At 31.7% G+C, this 18,242-nt stretch carries 17 protein-coding genes, 10 tRNA genes and 1 rRNA gene; 26 read left to right on the top strand and 2 right to left on the bottom strand.

Features of this window, described 5'->3' with window-relative positions:
- The 21 genes from rrf to tsaD all read left to right on the top strand — a co-directional run.
- A 5S ribosomal RNA gene (gene rrf, locus B5E58_RS05750) occupies positions 1–112 on the top strand; the annotation flags it as partial.
- A 7-nt stretch (positions 113–119) separates the two neighbouring features.
- Positions 120–194, top strand: a tRNA-Pro gene (locus B5E58_RS05755).
- 33 nt (positions 195–227) lie between these two features.
- Positions 228–301 (top strand) — tRNA-His (locus B5E58_RS05760).
- Between the two features lie 11 nt (positions 302–312).
- Positions 313–385 (top strand) — tRNA-Lys (locus B5E58_RS05765).
- A 15-nt stretch (positions 386–400) separates the two neighbouring features.
- Positions 401–484: transfer RNA gene (locus B5E58_RS05770), tRNA-Leu, on the top strand.
- A 16-nt stretch (positions 485–500) separates the two neighbouring features.
- Positions 501–572 (top strand) — tRNA-Gly (locus B5E58_RS05775).
- A gap of 39 nt (positions 573–611) precedes the next feature.
- Positions 612–683, top strand: a tRNA-Gln gene (locus tag B5E58_RS05780).
- 33 nt (positions 684–716) lie between these two features.
- A tRNA-Gln gene (locus tag B5E58_RS05785) sits at positions 717–788 on the top strand.
- 22 nt (positions 789–810) lie between these two features.
- Positions 811–885 (top strand) — tRNA-Pro (locus B5E58_RS05790).
- A 31-nt stretch (positions 886–916) separates the two neighbouring features.
- Positions 917–1,000, top strand: a tRNA-Leu gene (locus tag B5E58_RS05795).
- Between the two features lie 49 nt (positions 1,001–1,049).
- Positions 1,050–1,121 (top strand) — tRNA-Gln (locus tag B5E58_RS05800).
- A gap of 82 nt (positions 1,122–1,203) precedes the next feature.
- Positions 1,204–1,710, top strand: coding sequence for an NAD(P)H-dependent oxidoreductase (locus B5E58_RS05805; RefSeq protein WP_242956612.1), 507 nt, complete (start codon positions 1,204–1,206; stop codon positions 1,708–1,710).
- Positions 1,698–2,306 (top strand): hypothetical protein, encoded by a 609-nt coding sequence (locus tag B5E58_RS05810; protein ID WP_088108749.1) that lies wholly within the window; start codon positions 1,698–1,700, stop codon positions 2,304–2,306. Before B5E58_RS05805 ends, B5E58_RS05810 begins: the two co-directional genes overlap by 13 nt.
- A 112-nt stretch (positions 2,307–2,418) precedes the next feature.
- Positions 2,419–2,838 carry a hypothetical protein gene (locus tag B5E58_RS05815; protein ID WP_143597241.1) on the top strand — a complete coding sequence of 140 codons (420 nt, stop codon included), beginning with the start codon at positions 2,419–2,421 and terminating at the stop codon, positions 2,836–2,838.
- Positions 2,831–3,385: a chromate transporter gene (locus tag B5E58_RS05820; protein ID WP_088108751.1), complete on the top strand. Its 555-nt coding sequence runs from the start codon at positions 2,831–2,833 to the stop codon at positions 3,383–3,385. Before B5E58_RS05815 ends, B5E58_RS05820 begins: the two co-directional genes overlap by 8 nt.
- Before the next feature lie 13 nt (positions 3,386–3,398).
- Positions 3,399–3,941, top strand: coding sequence for a chromate transporter (locus B5E58_RS05825; RefSeq protein ID WP_275532717.1), 543 nt, complete (start codon positions 3,399–3,401; stop codon positions 3,939–3,941).
- Between the two features lie 23 nt (positions 3,942–3,964).
- Positions 3,965–4,879 carry a ribonuclease Z gene (locus B5E58_RS05830; RefSeq protein WP_088108753.1) on the top strand — a complete coding sequence of 305 codons (915 nt, stop codon included), beginning with the start codon at positions 3,965–3,967 and terminating at the stop codon, positions 4,877–4,879.
- Between the two features lie 66 nt (positions 4,880–4,945).
- Complete coding sequence (locus tag B5E58_RS05835; RefSeq protein WP_088108754.1) at positions 4,946–5,497, top strand: RNA polymerase sigma factor; 552 nt, start codon at positions 4,946–4,948, stop codon at positions 5,495–5,497.
- A 7-nt stretch (positions 5,498–5,504) separates the two neighbouring features.
- Positions 5,505–6,071, top strand: coding sequence for an anti-sigma factor family protein (locus B5E58_RS05840; protein WP_088108755.1), 567 nt, complete (start codon positions 5,505–5,507; stop codon positions 6,069–6,071).
- 12 nt (positions 6,072–6,083) lie between these two features.
- Positions 6,084–6,833: a hypothetical protein gene (locus tag B5E58_RS05845; protein WP_088108756.1), complete on the top strand. Its 750-nt coding sequence runs from the start codon at positions 6,084–6,086 to the stop codon at positions 6,831–6,833.
- A 32-nt stretch (positions 6,834–6,865) separates the two neighbouring features.
- Positions 6,866–7,897 (top strand): tRNA (adenosine(37)-N6)-threonylcarbamoyltransferase complex transferase subunit TsaD, encoded by a 1,032-nt coding sequence (gene tsaD, locus B5E58_RS05850; RefSeq protein WP_330395613.1) that lies wholly within the window; start codon positions 6,866–6,868, stop codon positions 7,895–7,897.
- Positions 7,898–7,945: 48 nt separating this feature from the next.
- Here tsaD and ymfI read toward each other — a convergent pair whose 3' ends face one another.
- Complete coding sequence (ymfI, locus tag B5E58_RS05855) at positions 7,946–8,674, bottom strand: elongation factor P 5-aminopentanone reductase (protein WP_088108757.1); 729 nt, start codon at positions 8,672–8,674, stop codon at positions 7,946–7,948.
- A 144-nt stretch (positions 8,675–8,818) separates the two neighbouring features.
- On the opposite strand from ymfI, the gene B5E58_RS05860 reads away from it, so the two are divergent.
- Positions 8,819–9,604, top strand: coding sequence for a hypothetical protein (locus B5E58_RS05860; protein ID WP_088108758.1), 786 nt, complete (start codon positions 8,819–8,821; stop codon positions 9,602–9,604).
- A 32-nt stretch (positions 9,605–9,636) separates the two neighbouring features.
- Here the strand turns inward: B5E58_RS05860 and B5E58_RS05865 are convergent, their stop codons facing one another.
- Entirely contained in the window at positions 9,637–11,613 is a 1,977-nt protein-coding gene (locus B5E58_RS05865) for a fructose-1,6-bisphosphatase (protein WP_088108759.1), read from the bottom strand.
- A 292-nt stretch (positions 11,614–11,905) separates the two neighbouring features.
- On the opposite strand from B5E58_RS05865, the gene B5E58_RS05870 reads away from it, so the two are divergent.
- The 4 genes from B5E58_RS05870 (at position 11,906) to B5E58_RS05885 (ending at position 17,993) form a co-directional block, all read left to right on the top strand.
- Positions 11,906–14,281 carry an endonuclease MutS2 gene (locus tag B5E58_RS05870; protein ID WP_088108760.1) on the top strand — a complete coding sequence of 792 codons (2,376 nt, stop codon included), beginning with the start codon at positions 11,906–11,908 and terminating at the stop codon, positions 14,279–14,281.
- Positions 14,282–14,304: 23 nt separating this feature from the next.
- Positions 14,305–14,994 carry a response regulator transcription factor gene (locus B5E58_RS05875; RefSeq protein ID WP_088108761.1) on the top strand — a complete coding sequence of 230 codons (690 nt, stop codon included), beginning with the start codon at positions 14,305–14,307 and terminating at the stop codon, positions 14,992–14,994.
- Between the two features lie 2 nt (positions 14,995–14,996).
- Positions 14,997–16,430 (top strand): sensor histidine kinase, encoded by a 1,434-nt coding sequence (locus tag B5E58_RS05880; RefSeq protein WP_158097682.1) that lies wholly within the window; start codon positions 14,997–14,999, stop codon positions 16,428–16,430.
- Between the two features lie 132 nt (positions 16,431–16,562).
- Positions 16,563–17,993: a S1C family serine protease gene (locus tag B5E58_RS05885; RefSeq protein ID WP_088108763.1), complete on the top strand. Its 1,431-nt coding sequence runs from the start codon at positions 16,563–16,565 to the stop codon at positions 17,991–17,993.
- The last annotated feature ends 249 nt before the right edge of the window (positions 17,994–18,242 follow it).

Consider the following 18,242-nt stretch of genomic DNA (forward strand, 5'->3'; position numbering starts at 1 on the left):
GATGATGCGTTCAGGGGACACACCCGTTCCCATTCCGAACACGACGGTTAAGACCTGAACGGCTGATGATACTTGGTGGGAAGCCGCCTGGGAAAGTAAGTGGTCGCCGGGATTAATAACGGGGTGTGGCTCAGCTTGGCTAGAGCGCCTGATTTGGGATCAGGAGGTCGCAGGTTCGAATCCTGTCACCCCGACTTCTTAAAAGTTATACAAGCTTTTAACTTATGGTGGGTATAGCCCAGTTGGTTAGAGCGCCAGATTGTGGCTCTGGAGGCCGTGGGTTCGAATCCCACTATCCACCCTTTACTTTATGGGTCATTAGCTCAGTTGGTAGAGCACTGGACTTTTAATCCAGGTGTCCCGGGTTCGAGCCCCGGATGACTCACTTTTAACTTAATATGCAGTCGTGGCGGAATTGGCATACGCGCTAGACTAAGGATCTAGTCCGGGTTTCTGGGTAGGGGTTCAAGTCCCCTCGACTGCATCAAGTTATATTATATGCGCGAATGGCTCAGTGGTAGAGCATCGCCTTGCCAAGGCGAGGGCCGCGGGTTCGAATCCCGTTTCGCGCTTTTTACTTACCTTTAAAATCCTGTAAATTTACCATATATTGGGCTGTCGCCAAGCGGTAAGGCACAGGACTTTGACTCCTGCATTCGTTGGTTCGAATCCAATCAGCCCAGGTTTCTTTTAAAAAACGAAGGTTAAGTTAATAATGGGGTATCGCCAAGTGGTAAGGCAACGGATTCTGATTCCGTCATCCGCAGGTTCGAATCCTGCTACCCTAGTTTTTAATTATTAAGTTGCTGCCGGGGTGTGGCTCAGCTTGGCTAGAGCGCCTGATTTGGGATCAGGAGGTCGCAGGTTCGAATCCTGTCACCCCGATTTCAATTTTTTAATTCATTTAATTTAATATGCAGTCGTGGCGGAATTGGCATACGCGCTAGACTAAGGATCTAGTCCGGGTTTCTGGGTAGGGGTTCAAGTCCCCTCGACTGCACTTTACAAACTATATTTTTTATAAATGTAGTTTTTTTATTTATATGCGATGGGGTATCGCCAAGCGGTAAGGCAACGGATTCTGATTCCGTCATCCGCAGGTTCAAATCCTGCTACCCTAGTTTTGTAACCACAAGGTATATTTGCCTTGTGGTTTTTTTATTACATAAATTTATTATATGAAACTTGAGAGGAAGTGATTTTTTGGTAATAACAGATTTAACTATGGATGAAATGTATTTTATTAATAAAAATATTGATTATGTTGATTTGAATTCTAAAAATATAAATAATTGTAAAGGGTGTTTTTGTTGTTGGGTAAAAACTCCGGGAAAATGTATAATTCGTGATGATGCTGTATCTATATACACTAAAATAGCAAAAACTGATTTTATTGTTTATGTTTCAAGGGTGAAATTTGGCTGTTATGATACTCCTGTCAAAAATCTTATGGAAAGGTCTTTACCAGTTCAAAAGGCTTTTATAAGACTTTATAAAGGAGAAACTCATCACTTCCAGAGAGATGTTGTTCCTAAAAAAGCTTTTATAATAGCTTATGGTGCAAAATCTGATAGTGAAAAAAGAGTTTTTGAAAAACTTGTTGATAGAAATTCAAAAAATATGAGTTTTTATGATTATGAGATAATATTTACAGATAGAGAAAATGTTGAAAATGAAGTTAAAAAGGTGGTGGAAAAATGGAAAAAATGATTATTGTAAATGGAAGCCCTCGTGCTGCTGTTTCAAATTCAAAAAAATTAATAGAAATATTTAAAAATATTAACTCTAAAAAATTTAATATTACTGAGTTTGTTTGTCGTAGGGATAATGATAAAATATGTGCTGAATTTGAAAATACAGATAATGTTTTGTTTGTTTTTCCTCTTTATACAGATGGTGTTCCTTCTATACTTCTTCAGCTTTTTAAAGATATTGAAAAAGCTGAAATTAAAAATAAACCTAAAATTAATGTTATTATAAATTGTGGTTTTATGGAGCCTTTTCAAAATGATACAGCTGTTGAAATTGTAAAAATATTTTCAGAACAGTGTGGTTTTGAATTTGGAAGTGTACTTTGTATAGGTAGTGGTGAGGCTATAATGGATACACCTTTTAAATTATTTGTTAATATGAAAATAAAAAGTTTTTCAAAGGCTATTGTTAAAAATAGTAAAAAAACTTTTAAAGTGACAATGCCAATAACAAAATCAATGTTTTTGAAGGCTTCTACTTCCTATTGGCTTAAAAAGGGAGAAAAATTTGGTGTCAGTAGAGAAAAAATGGATACTATGGATATAGAAAAATAATTGTAAAAATTATAAAAATACCTTATTTAATCCTTTGTACTATTAAAAAAAAGTATTTTATGTTAAAATATTTTAAGTATACAGGAAGGAATGAGATTTTGTGGAAAAATGTATGTCTTCTCGAATTTGCCATATATTTAATTTTAATCTTAAAGATGTTTGGAATGTTATCACTGATATTAAATCTTGTGATTGGCGTAGTGATACTTTGCATATTCAGATTACAGAGGGTGGCAAAGGATTTATTGAATACTATAAAAATGGAAATGTAAATATTTTTAAAATACTTGAAAAAAATAAATACAGATATTATAAACTTAAAATTATAAATAAAAATTTTAAGGGAATATGGGAAGGTAGTTTTTATCCTCTTAAAAATAACCGCACTCAAATTGTGTTTTCCAAAAAAATATATGTTGAAAAACCTATAAAAAGATTTTTGGCAAAACATTTATGGAATATAAGAAATCTTCAAATTCAATATATAAAAGATGTTGAGAGAAGACTTATGGAGATGAAATGCCATGAATAAACCTAAGGTATGTATTCAACTTTTGATTTCATTTGCTAAAGTTGGAACATTTGTTGTAGGTGGAGGCTATTCAATGGTTCCTGTAATGAGATATGAGATTGTTGAAAAAAGAAAATGGATAAATGATGATGAAATTCTTGACTGTATGGCTCTTGGACAATCTCTCCCCGGTGTAATAACTATAAATACATCTGTTTTTATAGGTTATCGTGTATGTGGAATTATGGGAGTTTTGGCGGCGTCTTTAGGTATTGTTTTTCCTGCATTTCTTATTATAACTTTATTTGCCGCAGCCTTTGAGAAACTTGAAAGCATGGTTGTTGTACAAAAGGCTATGGCTGGAGTTAGAGCTTCTGTATTTGCTCTTATATTGGCTTCTGTACTTAAAATGTTTAATTCTTCTGTAAAAAATATTTTTCAGATGATTATATTTTTAGGTGTTTTTGGATTTATGATGTTTTCTGATATATCTCCTGTTTTTGCTATTATAGTTTCAGGATTGTTAGGCTATATCTATTTTCTGAAAAGGGGTGAAAATAGTGATTGAGTCCCTTTTTATTATGTTGATTTTTATGAAAATAGGTTTTTTCTGTTATGGTGGTGGCTATGCCATGATGTCTTTTTTGCAGGATTATGTTGTAAAATATAATTGGATGTCAATAAAAGATTTTACAGAAATAGTTGCTATATCACAGATTACTCCCGGTCCTATTGCTGTAAATTTAGCAACATTTGTTGGATTTAAAAATACAGGAGTTTTAGGTGCAATACTTGCAACATTTGGAATATATTTTCCGTGTGTTGTAATGAGTGTTATTGTTTCAAAGTTTTTTAGAAAATTTTCTGAAACTAAAGCTGTTAAAAATATAATGAATGGTATAAAGCCGGCTTCTGCTGGTCTTATAATGGCTTCAGCTTTTTCAATAGGTATTCAGGAAATATTTTCACAGACAGAATTTAATGGTATATATAACTATATTAAATCCTTTAAGCCTTTATCTTTTATTATATTTTTAGTGTCTTTTATATTACTTTCAAAAACAAAAATAAATCCTATTTTTATAGTAATTGCTTCGGCTTTTGTTGGGATTTTTATATTTTAATAAAACAAAAGGAATGATTTTAAATGCTAGATATAGCTCTTCTCGGCACAGGTGGTATGATGCCTATGCCGTCAAGATTTTTAACTGCAATGATGGCTCGTCTTAATGGAAGACTTCTTTTAATAGACTGTGGTGAGGGTACACAGGTCACCCTTAAAAGTCTTGGTTGGGGTTTTAAGGCTATTGATGTAATATGTTTTACTCACTATCATGCAGACCATATATCAGGTCTTCCCGGTATGCTCCTTACAATAGGAAATTCAGGAAGAATAGAGCCTTTGACACTTGTAGGACCTTCTGGTCTTAAACATATCGTTGAAGGTATTATGCGTATTGCTCCGGAGATACCTTTTCCAATAGAATTTGTTGAAATTGATACTCCGAAGGAAGAACCATTAGTTATAAATGATTTTTATATAAATATAGCACAGGCTGACCACACAATAAAATGTTTCGCATATAGAATTGATGTGAGAAGAAAAGGTAAGTTTGATGTTAAAAAAGCATCTGCTTTAAAAGTTCCAAGAAATCTTTGGTCTTTGATACAGAGAGAAGGACAAATTGAATTTGAAGGAAAAATTATTACTTCTGATATGGTTATGGGTGAACCTAGAAAGGGAATATCTGTGTCATACTGTACAGATAGCCGACCACTTAATTCAATTTCAAAATTTATAAGTAACTCTGACCTTTTTATATGCGAAGGTATGTATGGCGAAAATGAAAAGAAATCTAAAGCTATTGAAAATAAACATATGCTTTTTTCCGAGGCGGCAAAACTTGCCCTTGAGGGAAATGTTTCTGAGTTATGGCTTACTCATTTTAGTCCTTCAATTTCAGAGCCTGAGCTTTTTCTGGATAATGCAAAAAGCATTTTTGAAAATACTCTTTTAGGTGAAGACAGAATGTGTAAAACTTTGTTTTTCCCTGAAAAATAACAGACTGAAAAATATATTTAACGTATTATAAAATGAGTTGGATTTAAGGCTCAAAAAGGGGTAGCTATGTTGAAAAAAACTGACGATTATGAATTAGTAAAAATGTCCATAGAGGGAAATAATGACGCATTTGCCGAGCTTTTAACAAGATATAAAAATCTTGTTTATTCTGTTGTCTTAAGAATGGTTAATGACACAGAGGAGGCAAATGACCTTGCACAAGAAATATTTATAAAGGTTTTTAAAAATCTTGATAAATATCAGCCTGAGTTTAAATTTTCAACATGGCTCATAAGAATAAGCACAAATCATGTTATAGATTATAGAAGAAAGAAAAAACATGAGACTGTAAGTATTGATGATATGGTATATGATTTACCTGAAAAAGATACTCCGGAAAGTAAATATATAGAGAAAGAGGAAAAAATGAGTATTGAAAATGCTCTAAACTCTTTACCTGATATGTATAAAATTCCTATTGTGCTTTTTCATAAACAGGGACTTTCCTATCAGGAAATAGCTGATATAACAAAAGAGCCTTTGTCGAAAGTTAAGAACAGAATTTTTAGAGGAAGAAAAATGCTTAAAGACATTTTGACAGGAAAAGAAGGAAGGTGACAAAAAAATGAAATGCAGTGAAGCTGAACAACTTATGATGAAGTATATGGATAGTGAATTATCCGAAAAAGATGCTAAAGAGCTTAACAGTCACCTTTTGGTGTGTAGTGAATGTAAAGAAAGTTTTTATATTTATGATTCTCTTATGGGAGATTTAAAACTTTTGCCTGATTTTGAAGCACCAGCTGACTTTGAATACAATGTAATGGCTCAGATTAAGAAACTTTCTGATGAGGAATATGAAGTTAATTACTCTGTACGAAGTAAAATTGCAGGAGCTATATGGGGAACATTTTCAATTTTATTTGGTACAGGAACTTTACTTGTACTTTATAGAGAACCTTTAATGACATCACTTATAAATAATCCTTATATTGGTGATAGTGTTGCAAAACTTATACCTGTTTCTGTTAAAATTGCAGAGCAGGGCGAAATTATAAAAGATGCTGCCGATACTTTTTTAGGTATTGCAGGAAGTACAATTGCAAATTCAGTAGGAATTATTTTTGCTATACTCACAGTTATATGTGCTGCCCAGTTTATTATTCTCAGAAACAAAAAGCACACAAAATAAGGCTGATGATAAATGAATGATAATAACAGATTTCAATTTTTTAACAGAATAATTATATATGCTGCACTTGTTGCAGGAATACTTTTTTTAAGACTTATTGCTGATTATCCTTCAGGCATTGTAAATTTCAGTGAAGGTATTGTTATTATAGCTGAAAGAATAGTTATAGCCCTTGGACTTGAAGAGATTGTTTTAACCCTTGGAAAATTTCCCGGAATGGCACTTATTTTCGTTTCGGGAATTTTTCAGGTTGTAATAGGTCTTATTTTGCTGTTTATATTTAAAAATAAGGCTGAACAAGGTACAATGATTATTATTAAAAAGCCTGTTAAAGTTATAGGTTTTGGAAATGTTATATATATATTGGCTTTGGCACTATTCTTTTTATTTACAATATCTGTTGTTGGAATACCTGTTGCACTTATTATAGGAACTATAATTTATATTATAAGTTTTATAGGAAGTGTTCCTTTAGCTATATTTTTTGGATATAATATATGTCAAGCTTTGAATGTTTCTGGATATACATATATATATTACATGATGGGTAGTTTTTTTATGGTTCTCTGTAAAAGTATATACGCTGTTGGTGGAGCTTTTACATTTTATATTTTTCCTGTTTTATCAATAGGAATTGTAGCTATAATGATACTTAATAGGTTTATATTTAAAATGTCATATAAAATAGAGTTCCCAACAAAAAGAGACAATGAACGCTTTGACAGAAAGAAGATAAAGGATATAATAACTAAAGGATTATAAGTTTTATTTTTTAAAAAATTCAGGAGGGAAAAATGATTAAGGATAAAGATGACGTTTTGATACTTGCCATTGAAAGCTCTTGTGATGAGACAGCAGCGGCAGTAGTAAAAAACGGTAGATATGTACTTTCCAATATAATTTCATCACAGATAGATTTACATAAACTTTATGGTGGTGTTGTGCCTGAAATAGCTTCAAGAAAACATGTTGAGAATATTGATGCTGTTATAAAAGAAGCTTTAAAAGAGTCTGACACTACTTTTGATGATATTGATGCAATAGCTGTAACATATGGTCCGGGACTTGTAGGAGCTTTACTTGTTGGACTTGCAGAGGCAAAAGCTCTTGCCTATGCTCTTAAAAAGCCTCTTGTAGGAGTGCACCATATTGAGGGACATATTTCAGCAAACTATATTCAAAATATAGACTTTGAACCACCTTATGTGGCTCTTGTTGTTTCAGGTGGACATTCTCATCTTGTTTATGTTGAGGACTATGGAAAATATGAGATTATGGGACATACTAGAGATGATGCAGCAGGAGAGGCTTACGATAAAGTTGCTAGGGTAATTGGAATGGGTTATCCAGGAGGCCCTAAAATTGATAAGGCGGCTAAATTGGGAAACCCTGATGCTATACAGTTCCCTAGAGTATTTCTTGAGGAAGACAGCTATGATTTCAGTTTTAGTGGATTGAAATCTGCTGTTTTAAACTATGTTAATAAAGAAAAAATGATGGGACATGAAATTGTGCCAGAAGATGTTGCAGCTAGTTTCCAGAAATCCGTTGTTGAGGTTCTTGTGGCTAAAACAATAAAAGCTGCTAAAGAAAAGGGTACAGGAAAAGTTGCTCTTGCTGGAGGAGTTGCTTCAAACAGTGCTTTGAGAGAAGCTTTAACAAAGGCTTGTGAAGAAAACGGACTTTATCTCTCAATACCTGCACCTATACTCTGTACAGATAATGCAGCTATGATAGGTTCTGCCGGATATTATGAATATATAAAAGGTATAAGAGATAATCTTGACCTTAACGCTGTTCCTAGTCTTAAATTAGGAGAAAGATAAAAAATAAAAAGTACCCTTATCATAAGGGTACTTTTTTATTTTTAAAATTTAAAACATTCCGCCGTCTATTGTTATTATTTGACCGTTTATAAACTCTGATTTTTCAGAGGCAAGAAAAACTGCTAATTCTGCAACTTCATCAGAATTTCCAAAACGCATAAGTGAAATTTCATCTGCCAGTTCTGCTCTTTCTTCATCATTCAACCATGCATTCATTTTTGTATCTATTACACCGCAGCTTATAGCATTTACACGAATACCGCTTGGACCAAGCTCTTTAGCCATTGCCTTTGTAAATGAATTTACAGCACCTTTTGATGCAGAGTATACAGCCTCACAGGAAGCTCCTTTATCTCCCCACATTGAAGATATATTTATTATTACTCCTGATTTTTCTCTAACCATATAGGGTATAGCAATATGTGTACAGTTAAATACTGAATTTATATTTACAGCCATAACTCTTTCCCAGTCTTCTGGTTTCATATCAGAGAAAAGTCCCATATATGATATGCCTGCATTATTTACAAGTATGTCTATATCTCCAATAGTTTCAAACATATCTTCACATTGGGAGTAGTCTGATACATCAGCCATAAATGTTCTACATATACCGCCTTTTTCTGTTATTTCATCAGCCACATTTTCCATTTCGTAGCCGCTTTTTGATGCGTTTAATATTACTTCACAGCCTTCTCTTGCAAAGGCTAAAGCTATTGCCTTTCCTATACCTCTTGATGAACCTGTTACAAGCACTCTTTTTCCTTTAAGTTTCAATGTTTATACCCCCTTTGATAAATAGATTTTATAATATAAAATATATAATATCAATTATATGTAGACTTTTTTCTACTAAAAATAGTATAATTATTTGCGAAGATTTTTTAAATTTGTAATTTTATTTGAAAGGAAGTGTTTTATTTGATTGACTTACTTAGTGAGTATGAGCTGAATTTTAAACAGCTTTTTAATATGGCAATGAAAATTTATAAAGATAATATTAAAACTTTTGCTTTTATACTCTTTATAATATTTTTTCCTATAAGCCTTGTTCTTGGAGTTATAAATCAATTTATGGTTGGCTCTCTTATGGATATAAATTTTGATGTCTTGGCAAGAAATATACAAAATATAGGTATTGAGGCTTTTCCTAAAGATTATGTATTATATAATATACTTTATATTGTTGTTAAATATTTTTTTGAGCCTTTAGGTTTAATGGCTGTTGCTTTTGTAGTTTTAAACTATGTTTATGGAAAAAATATAAATTATAAAGCTGCTGTATCAAAATCTTTTGAAAAGGGTGGAATGTTTCTTATAGGAGCATTTTTATATATTATTTTAATATTTTTAGGTTCTATTCTTATTTTTCCAGCTTTATATTTTGGTATAGCTTGTTATTTTTATCCATATTCTATAATTATAGATAACAGTAATCCTTTAAGTGCTATTTTTAATAGTATGAAAACAGTAAGAAGAAAATGGTTTAAAACTCTTTTTTATCTTATAGTAATATATATAATTCAATATGGAATTTCAAATGCCTTTACCTATATAGTGTCAACTATATTTGGTGATAATATATTTTTTGCTAGTGTAGTTGGAAATACAGCTATTGCTTTTATAAACATTGTTTTTTATTGTACACTTTCATTGTTGTACATAAATAGAATGATATTAATTAAAAAATCTGAAATTTTAAAATAAAAAAAGCTGGGTAAATCCCAGCTTTTTATTTTTTATAGAACACTTTCTTTTAAAATACCTGTCTGATAAGCATATAAAAGATTTTCAAGGTCAGATATTGTTTTTTTAATGTCTTTTCCTATATCTGTGTCAACTACTCTTATTCTTTCATTTGAATATTGTAAAGCCACTGTTGATGAATGTATGTCTTTTTCTTGTTCAATGGCAATTTCCATTGATTCAAAAGGTTCATGGGATACAAGAAGTAAACCGTGAGAATTATATATAAGTGTGTATCCTGCTATTCCAGTAACTTTTTGATATGCCTTTGCAAAACCACCATCAATTACAAAAAGTTTTCCATTTGCTTTTATTGGGCTTTCTCCCTTTGAAACTTTTACAGGAACATGTCCATTTATTATATGAGATTTTTCAGGGTCCAGACCAAATTCAGATAAAACCATTTTACATACTTCTTCTTTGTTTCTTAACTGATAATAAGGATTTGTTATTTCTTTGTGAGACTCTTTATCATCTATAAAATATCTTTCAAAGGTTGTCATTTTTTTCTTTCCAAAAAGAGGTGAGTCCTCACCACACCATAAATACCAAATAAGGTCTAAACAAAGTCTTTTTGATGGTGTATGTGGTTTGCTGAAATATCCTTCACGAACTGTTCTATCAACAGCGTCAAGGTATTCACGACCACAATATTTCTTTCCACGGAAATTTACAGATTTTAATGTTCCGTCTGGGTTCATTGGTATTCCACCATGGAAAAGAAGATTTGAGTTGCATATATTATACATACTTCCGTTGCTGTAAAGTGTTCTTATATGTTTTTGAAGTTTTGGACTGTTTACAAATGAAAGTTTTATTTTATCAATAACTTCTTGTTCTTCCACAGTAAGCTCAAAAGGTTTCTTTGGGTCTATTGTTGGGAAGTTTGTGTCGTTCATTTTATATTCTTTTCCCTCAATAATAATTGTGCCTTTTTCATAATTTATTTTATCTAAAAGAAGGCGGTTATCCATCATAAATTCAGGGTGTCTTTTTATTATGGCTGCTTCTTCTTTAAATTGTATTACAGATATTGCCTTATGCATTTTTGCTATAAGATTTGACTCTTTATCGCTTATATATGTATCAGCAGAAACTTTTGGAGTAAATGATGTACAAGGGTCATCAGCATATTTTTCCATAGCAAAAGTAGCAAGAGGAATAAGATTTATACCATAATCCTCCTCAACTGTTCCTAAATTTGCATATCTTGCCTGTATTCTTATTACATTACATATAAGAGCTTGACAACCAGCAGCAGCTCCCATCCAAGACATATCATGATTTCCCCATTGTATATCTACATTGTGATAGTTTTCAAGTATATCCATTATTTTTGCAGCGTCTGGTCCTCTGTCATATATATCGCCTATTACATGAAGACAATCTATCGCTAAACGCTGTATAAGTTCAGCTATTGCAACTATAAATCTGTCTGCTTGGTCAAGTCTTATTATTGTGTCGATTATTTCGCTGTAATACATTTGTTTATTACTTCCCACACCATCTTCATGGAGAAGTTCTTCTATTATGTAGGCAAATTCTTTTGGAAGAGCTTTTCTTACTTTTGAGCGTGTATACTGTGAAGAAATAACTTTACATATTATTACAAGTCTGTAAAGTGTTATTTTATACCAGTCTTTCATGTCTGTTTCTGTTTTTGCAACTCTGTCAATTTTTTCTTCAGGATAGTATATAAGTGTTGCAAGAGCTTTTTTTTCGCTTTCTCTTATGCTTGTTCCGAAAATAGTGTTAATATGATTTTTTATAACTCCCGATGCGTTTTTTAAAACATGATTAAAAGACTCATATTCTCCATGGATATCAGAAACAAAGTGCTCTGTACCTTTAGGAAGATTTAATATTGCCTGAAGATTTATTATTTCAGAGCTTGCCATGTTTATGTTAGAATATTTGTGTGATAAAAGTTCAAGATACTTTATATCATACCTTGAAAAATTTTTTTCCATATCAAAATTCCCCCAATCAAAAACATATTTTTAAGTTCATTAAATTATGTGTTAATTATAATAGAATAATGTAAATTTTACTATAATTTTTTGTTATAATTTACAAAAATAGCATTTAGAATATTATTTCACCTATATATTTAATAATAATATATATACCTCTATGTAAAAAATATAAACAAAAATTTTATGTATTTGTTATAAGGTTAAATTGAAATTTCTTTTTAAGGATTTAAAAATAAATTTATGATATAATCAACTATGTAATTAAAATATAAGGCGGTAAATTTTTATGAATGAAAAAGCGTTTAGAACACTTGAGTTTAATAAAATTATAAAAAAACTTACAGATATGGCTGTATCTCCTATGGGAAAGGAAAAAGCTGCATCTTTAGAGCCTTCTGTGGTTGTTAGTGATATTGTAAATTGGCAGAAAGAGACAACAGAGGCTGTTTCTATGGCTATGAGAAAGGGAAGTCTCTCTTTAGGTGGTCTTAGAGAAATTCGTCCACAGCTTAAAAGAGCCGGAATGGGTGGAACATTATCAATAGAAGAACTTATGAACATAGGCGAATTTTTGTATGTTTGTAGAAAAGCCAAAAATTATTCAAAAAATGAAAATAAAGCTGAAAGCTATGAAATTCTTGATGGACTTTTTATGCTTATAGAGCTTTTACCAAAGGTTGAAAATGAGATAACAAGATGTATTGTTTCTGAAAATGAAATCGCAGATGATGCTAGTGTAGGTCTTAGAAATGTAAGAAAAGAAATTCGTGTGTCAAATGATAAAATCCGTGACCAGCTTAATGGTATAATAAATTCTTCTGCTTACAGAAATATGCTTCAGGATTTTGTTATAACAATAAGAAATGACAGATATTGCGTCCCTGTTAAAGCTGAATATAGAAGTAGTTTTCCAGGAATGATACACGACCAATCAAACACAGGTTCAACAATATTTATAGAGCCTATGAGTGTTGTTCAGTTGAATAATAAAATAAAAGAGCTTCAAGCTAAAGAAAAAGAAGAAATTGACAAGGTTCTTGCGTATCTTTCAGAAATGGTCACTGAAAATTGTCCAATTCTTGAAGCTAACCTTGAAGTTTTAACACAACTTGACTTTATATTTGCAAAAGCAAATCTTTCAATATCAATGAGAGGAACACAGCCTGTATTTAACACAAAAGGTTATATAAATATTAAAAAGGCAAGACACCCTTTACTTGATGATAGTACAGTTGTACCTATTGATATATATTTAGGTAAAGAGTTTACAACACTTCTTATAACAGGACCTAATACTGGTGGTAAAACTGTTGCTCTTAAAACATTGGGACTTTTTACACTTATGGGACAGTCTGGTCTTCATATACCAGCTTTTGATAACTCTGAATTAGCTGTATTTGACAATGTTTTTGCTGATATAGGTGATGAACAGAGTATTGAACAGAGTTTATCAACATTCTCAGCACATATGAGCAATATTGTAAAGATACTTGAGGAAGTGACTTCAAATTCTCTCGTACTTTTTGACGAACTTGGAGCAGGTACAGACCCAACAGAGGGAGCGGCTCTTGCCTTGGCTATTATACAGTATTTATTTAAACAGGGCATAAGAACTGCTGTTACAACTCATTATAGTGAGCTTAAAGTTTATGCACTGTCAACAGATGGTGTTGAAAATGCTTGCTGTGAATTTAGTGTTGAGACTCTTAGACCAACATATAAACTTCTTATAGGTATACCGGGAAAAAGTAATGCTTTTGCCATATCAAAAAGACTTGGACTTCAAGATTATATTATAGATATGGCTAAAGAGTTTATTGATAAGGAAGATGTACGCCTTGAAGACGTTATAACAGACCTTGAAATAAGCAAGAGAAGTGTTGTTTATGAACAGGAGAGAGCTGAAGAATACAGAAGAGAAGCTGAAACTCTCAAAAAAGAAGTTGAAAAACAGAAACAAAAAATAAACGACCAGAGAGAAAAAATACTTGCTAAAGCTAGAGAAGAAGCAAAACTTGTATATATTCAGGCTAAAGAGGAAGCCGACAGAATTATAAAAGAGCTTAATAAACAGTCTAAGGCAAAATCTACTCAGAAAATGAATGAGGAGAGACTTAAACTTAAAAATAAAATTGGTGAAATGCAAGAAAAATCATCAAAATCTATTGGTAAGAAAGTTAATCATAAACCTTTAAAATCTCTGTCTGCTGGTGATAAAGTTTATGTTATAAGCTTTGACCAATATGGAACAGCTCTTTCAGCTCCTGATAATAATGGAGAAGTTATGGTTCAGGCAGGTATAATGAAAATAAAAGTACCTCTCAAAGAACTTATGATGGATGATAGAGAAGAACCTAAAAAACAAGATAACAATGCAAGAAGAATTACAACAAGAGTAAAATCTGGAAAGAGTCAGTTTATATCACCTGAAATTGACTGTCGTGGACAGACTGTTGATGAAGGTCTTGGAAATATTGATAAATATATTGATGATGCCTATTTAGCAGGATTAAAGAAAATTACTATAATACATGGAAAGGGAACAGGTGCTTTAAGAAGTGCTGTTTGGAAATATTTAAGAACAAATCCTCATGTTGTAAGTTTCCGTCAGGGAGATTTTACAGAAGGAGAACTTGGAGTTACTGTTGTTGAGCTTAAATAACTCTTTTTAAAAGGAGGAATTTTATGAACGATAAAGTTAAAGTAATGGTTGTTGATGATGATAAGCATATTGCAGAGCTTATTTCTTTATATCTTATGAAAGAGGGATATGATACAAGAGAGGTTTATAATGGTAAAGAGGCTCTTGAAGTTTTTTCACAGTATAATCCTAATATTGTCATACTTGATATAATGCTTCCGGGACTTGATGGTTATCAAGTTTGTAGTGAAATAAGAAAGAAAAGTAATGTCCCTGTAATAATGCTTACAGCTAAGGGGGAGACTTTTGACAAAGTTTTAGGTCTTGAGCTTGGTGCTGATGATTATATGGTAAAGCCTTTTGACTCAAAAGAGCTTGTGGCTAGGGTTAAAGCTGTACTTAGAAGATATGAGCCTAAAGTTAATACAGAAAATGAAGGTGAACTTAAATTTGACAATCTTATTATAAATTCACTTAATTATACTGTTAATTTTAATGGAAATGATGTTGATTTCCCACCTAAAGAATTTGAGCTTTTATATTTTCTTGCCCAGCATAAAAATCAAGTTTTTACAAGAGAACAACTTCTTGATAAAATTTGGGGCTATGAATATATAGGAGATACAAGAACTGTTGATGTTCATATAAAAAGAATACGAGAAAAAATAAATGGTGATAATAAATGGGAAGTAAAAACCGTATGGGGAGTAGGTTATAAATTTGAGGTGAAATGACAATGATAAAAAAGTCAATACTTACAAAACAACTTTTCATATATATAGGAACCCTTTTTATAAGTTTTCTTACTTTAGCAGGAGTTTTGACTGTTGCCTACTCTAATTATTATATAAATCTTAAAGAAAAACAGCTTATAGACCATGGAAAGAAAATTTCACAGAAAATTTATGAACAGTATGCAATAAATTTTTTTACAGGAAAATTTGATGCCAATGATTTGGAATATCAACTTCAAGTTATGGAAGAATATCTTGACGCCAGTGTGTTTTTTATGAACAGAGATGGAGTTATAGAGAATGTTACTCCCGGTATAAGTAGAGATTGGGTAGGTCAAACTTTTACTGATGATGCAATAGCAGGAGTCCTTGATGGAAAAGTTGTAACTGTAAAGGGAAAATTAAATGGTATGTTTCCAGAGCCTGTTCTTACTGTGGGATATCCTATATTTATAGGTAAAAAGGTTATAGGTGGAGTTTTTATGTGTACATCTATACCAGAGATACAAAAATCTATACAGGGAATGTATGGAGTAGGAGCTCTTTGTCTTGGTGGAGTTATGATTATAGGGGCTTTTCTTGTTTACATATCTACAAGAAGAATTACAAAGCCTCTTTTAGAAATGAATGAAGCTGTAAAAGTTATAGCTGATGGAAATTTTGAAAATAGACTTGAAGTTAAAACAAATGACGAAGTTGGACAGTTGGCTGAAAGTTTTAATAATATGGCTGAAAGTCTTGATAAGCATGAAAAAATACGCCGTGACTTTATAGCTAATATATCCCACGATTTAAGGTCGCCTTTGACTTCAATACAAGGCTTTATAGGTGCTATGCTTGATGGAACAATACCTGTTGAGAGACAACAACATTATCTTGAAATTGTAATGGAAGAAACTGAAAGACTTACTAAACTTACAAATGATATTGTTGACCTTAGCAGAGCTCAAACAAGCAATCTTACACTTGAACTTACTGAGTTTAGTGTAAATGAGCTTATAAGAGATAGCATTGATAAACTTGAACCTAGATTTAAGGAAAAAGATATATCTGTTGATATTATCTTCTTTGAGAAAAATACAATTGTAAAAGCTGATGAAGATAAAATCAGAAGAGTTTTCCATAATCTTGTTGATAATGCTATAAAATTTACTGGAAATGGTGGAAATATACAGATTGAAACAGCATCAAAAAATAATGGTAAAATAACTGTATCTGTAAAGGATAATGGAAAAGGCATAAGTGAAGAAGACCAAAAATATGTTTTTGATAGATTTTATAAAGCTGACGCCTCAAGAGGAGAGGACAAAAAAGGCGGAGGATTAGGTCTTTCAATAGCAAAACAATTTATACTTGCCCATGGTGAAAATATAGGTGTTAAAAGTGAAGAAGGAAAAGGAACTGAATTTATTTTTACACTAAAAAAGGCTATTTGATTTGTATAATTTATATATTGTTTAATTTGTGTTCATATAATGTTCAAAAATATGCCCTATAATTTAAATATAGAAATTAATAAGACAAAAACCGAGAGAATAAATAATCTCGTTAAATAGGAGGTATATATTATGGACGACGAAAGAAACTTATTAAATGAAAATAATACAGATAATGAAATAAAAAACGAAAGTGAACCAAAAATGGAAGATACAAATGAAAATAAAGAAGAACCAAAGAAAATTTATATGAATGTTGAAAGTGATGATGGAAAAAGAGAAACATTTTATCATGAGACAGTGAAAGAGGAAACTAAAAAACGTAGACTTAAAAATAACTCATTCAAAAAGATAATAGCTGCTTGTCTTGTTGTAAGTATTGCAGGAGGCGGAAGTATTGGAGCAGGATATTCAGTTATGCAGAATTTATTGCAGAATAAAACTGAAAGTTCTTCTTCATCAACAAATAATAATGGAACAAAAACAAATGTTGCAACAGCTCAGACAATTTCAAAATCTTCAGACGATATTGTTTCAATAATAAAAAGTGTAAAACCTTCTGTTGTAAGCATTAATACAATAGCACAAAAAACAACAACATACTATGGCAATATATCAATACCTTATGAAGCTCAAGGAGCCGGTTCTGGTGTAATATTCTATGAAGATGATGGAAAAATCGCTATTGTTACAAACTATCATGTTATAGAAGGAGCAACAAATATTTCTGTTTCAATCGAAGGTGCTGAATCTGACGTTATAGCACAGGTTGCTGGAACAGATAGCAAATCAGACCTTGCAGTAATAACAGTAAGTAAAGCTGACCTTCAGAATGTAGGAATAAGTAGTGTCACTGTTGCTACATTTGGAGACTCTGACAGTCTTGAAGAAGGTGAAAGTGTTATTGCAATAGGAAATGCCTTAGGTGAAGGAATATCAACATCAGGTGGTATGATTAGTGCTAAAGAAAAAACTATACAGGTTGACGATGTAAGCCTTGAAGTTATTCAGACTGATGCAGCTATCAATCCTGGTAACAGTGGTGGTGCTCTTGTTGACCTTAATGGAAATGTTATTGGAATAAATACTGCAAAAGCATTTGAGGAGGCTGTTGAAGGAATGGGATATGCTATACCAAGTAATACTGTTGTACCTATCATAAATACACTTCTTACAGAGGGAACAGCTCCAAGACCATATCTTGGAATTACAGGAAGTGATATAACAGATAGTCTTGCAAATCTTTATGGACTTCCAGTAGGAGTTCTTGTAAGAGATGTTGTTGATGGTGGAAGTGCTGACAATGGTGGAATACAGCCAGGAGATATAATAACAGACTTTGCAGGTAAAAAAATAATGTCAATGGATGACCTTGTTGAAGTTCTCGCAGAACAGGAAGTGGGAAGTCAGGTTGATGTTAGAATAATAAGAAATGGCGATACTCCTATGAACCTTAAAGTTACAATACAAGATGCTAATCAGGAGAATGAAACAAATAAATCTACAACACCTACAAATGATAATTCAGGATTTAATTTTTTAATGCCAAGAATAAATAATTAAAAATTTATATTATCACAAAAAACACCTCTAATTCTTTGAATTAGAGATGTTTTTTTGTGTTTTTGTATATATTTATGATTTTTATTATTAATATATTGTTAATTTGCGTCATATATAATTATTTATTGTTTGGTTTTTTGCTAAAACAATTTTAACAAATATTACTTTCAAGTATTGTGAATAATTAACTATTGTAATATAAAAAAATTTATGATAACATTTTATCAAGTTAATATTTGAGTTTCGGAA

The sequence above is a fragment of the Tyzzerella sp. An114 genome (genome assembly GCF_002161055.1).
GTDB classification, from domain to species: Bacteria; Bacillota; Clostridia; order Lachnospirales; family Anaerotignaceae; genus Fimicola; species Fimicola cottocaccae.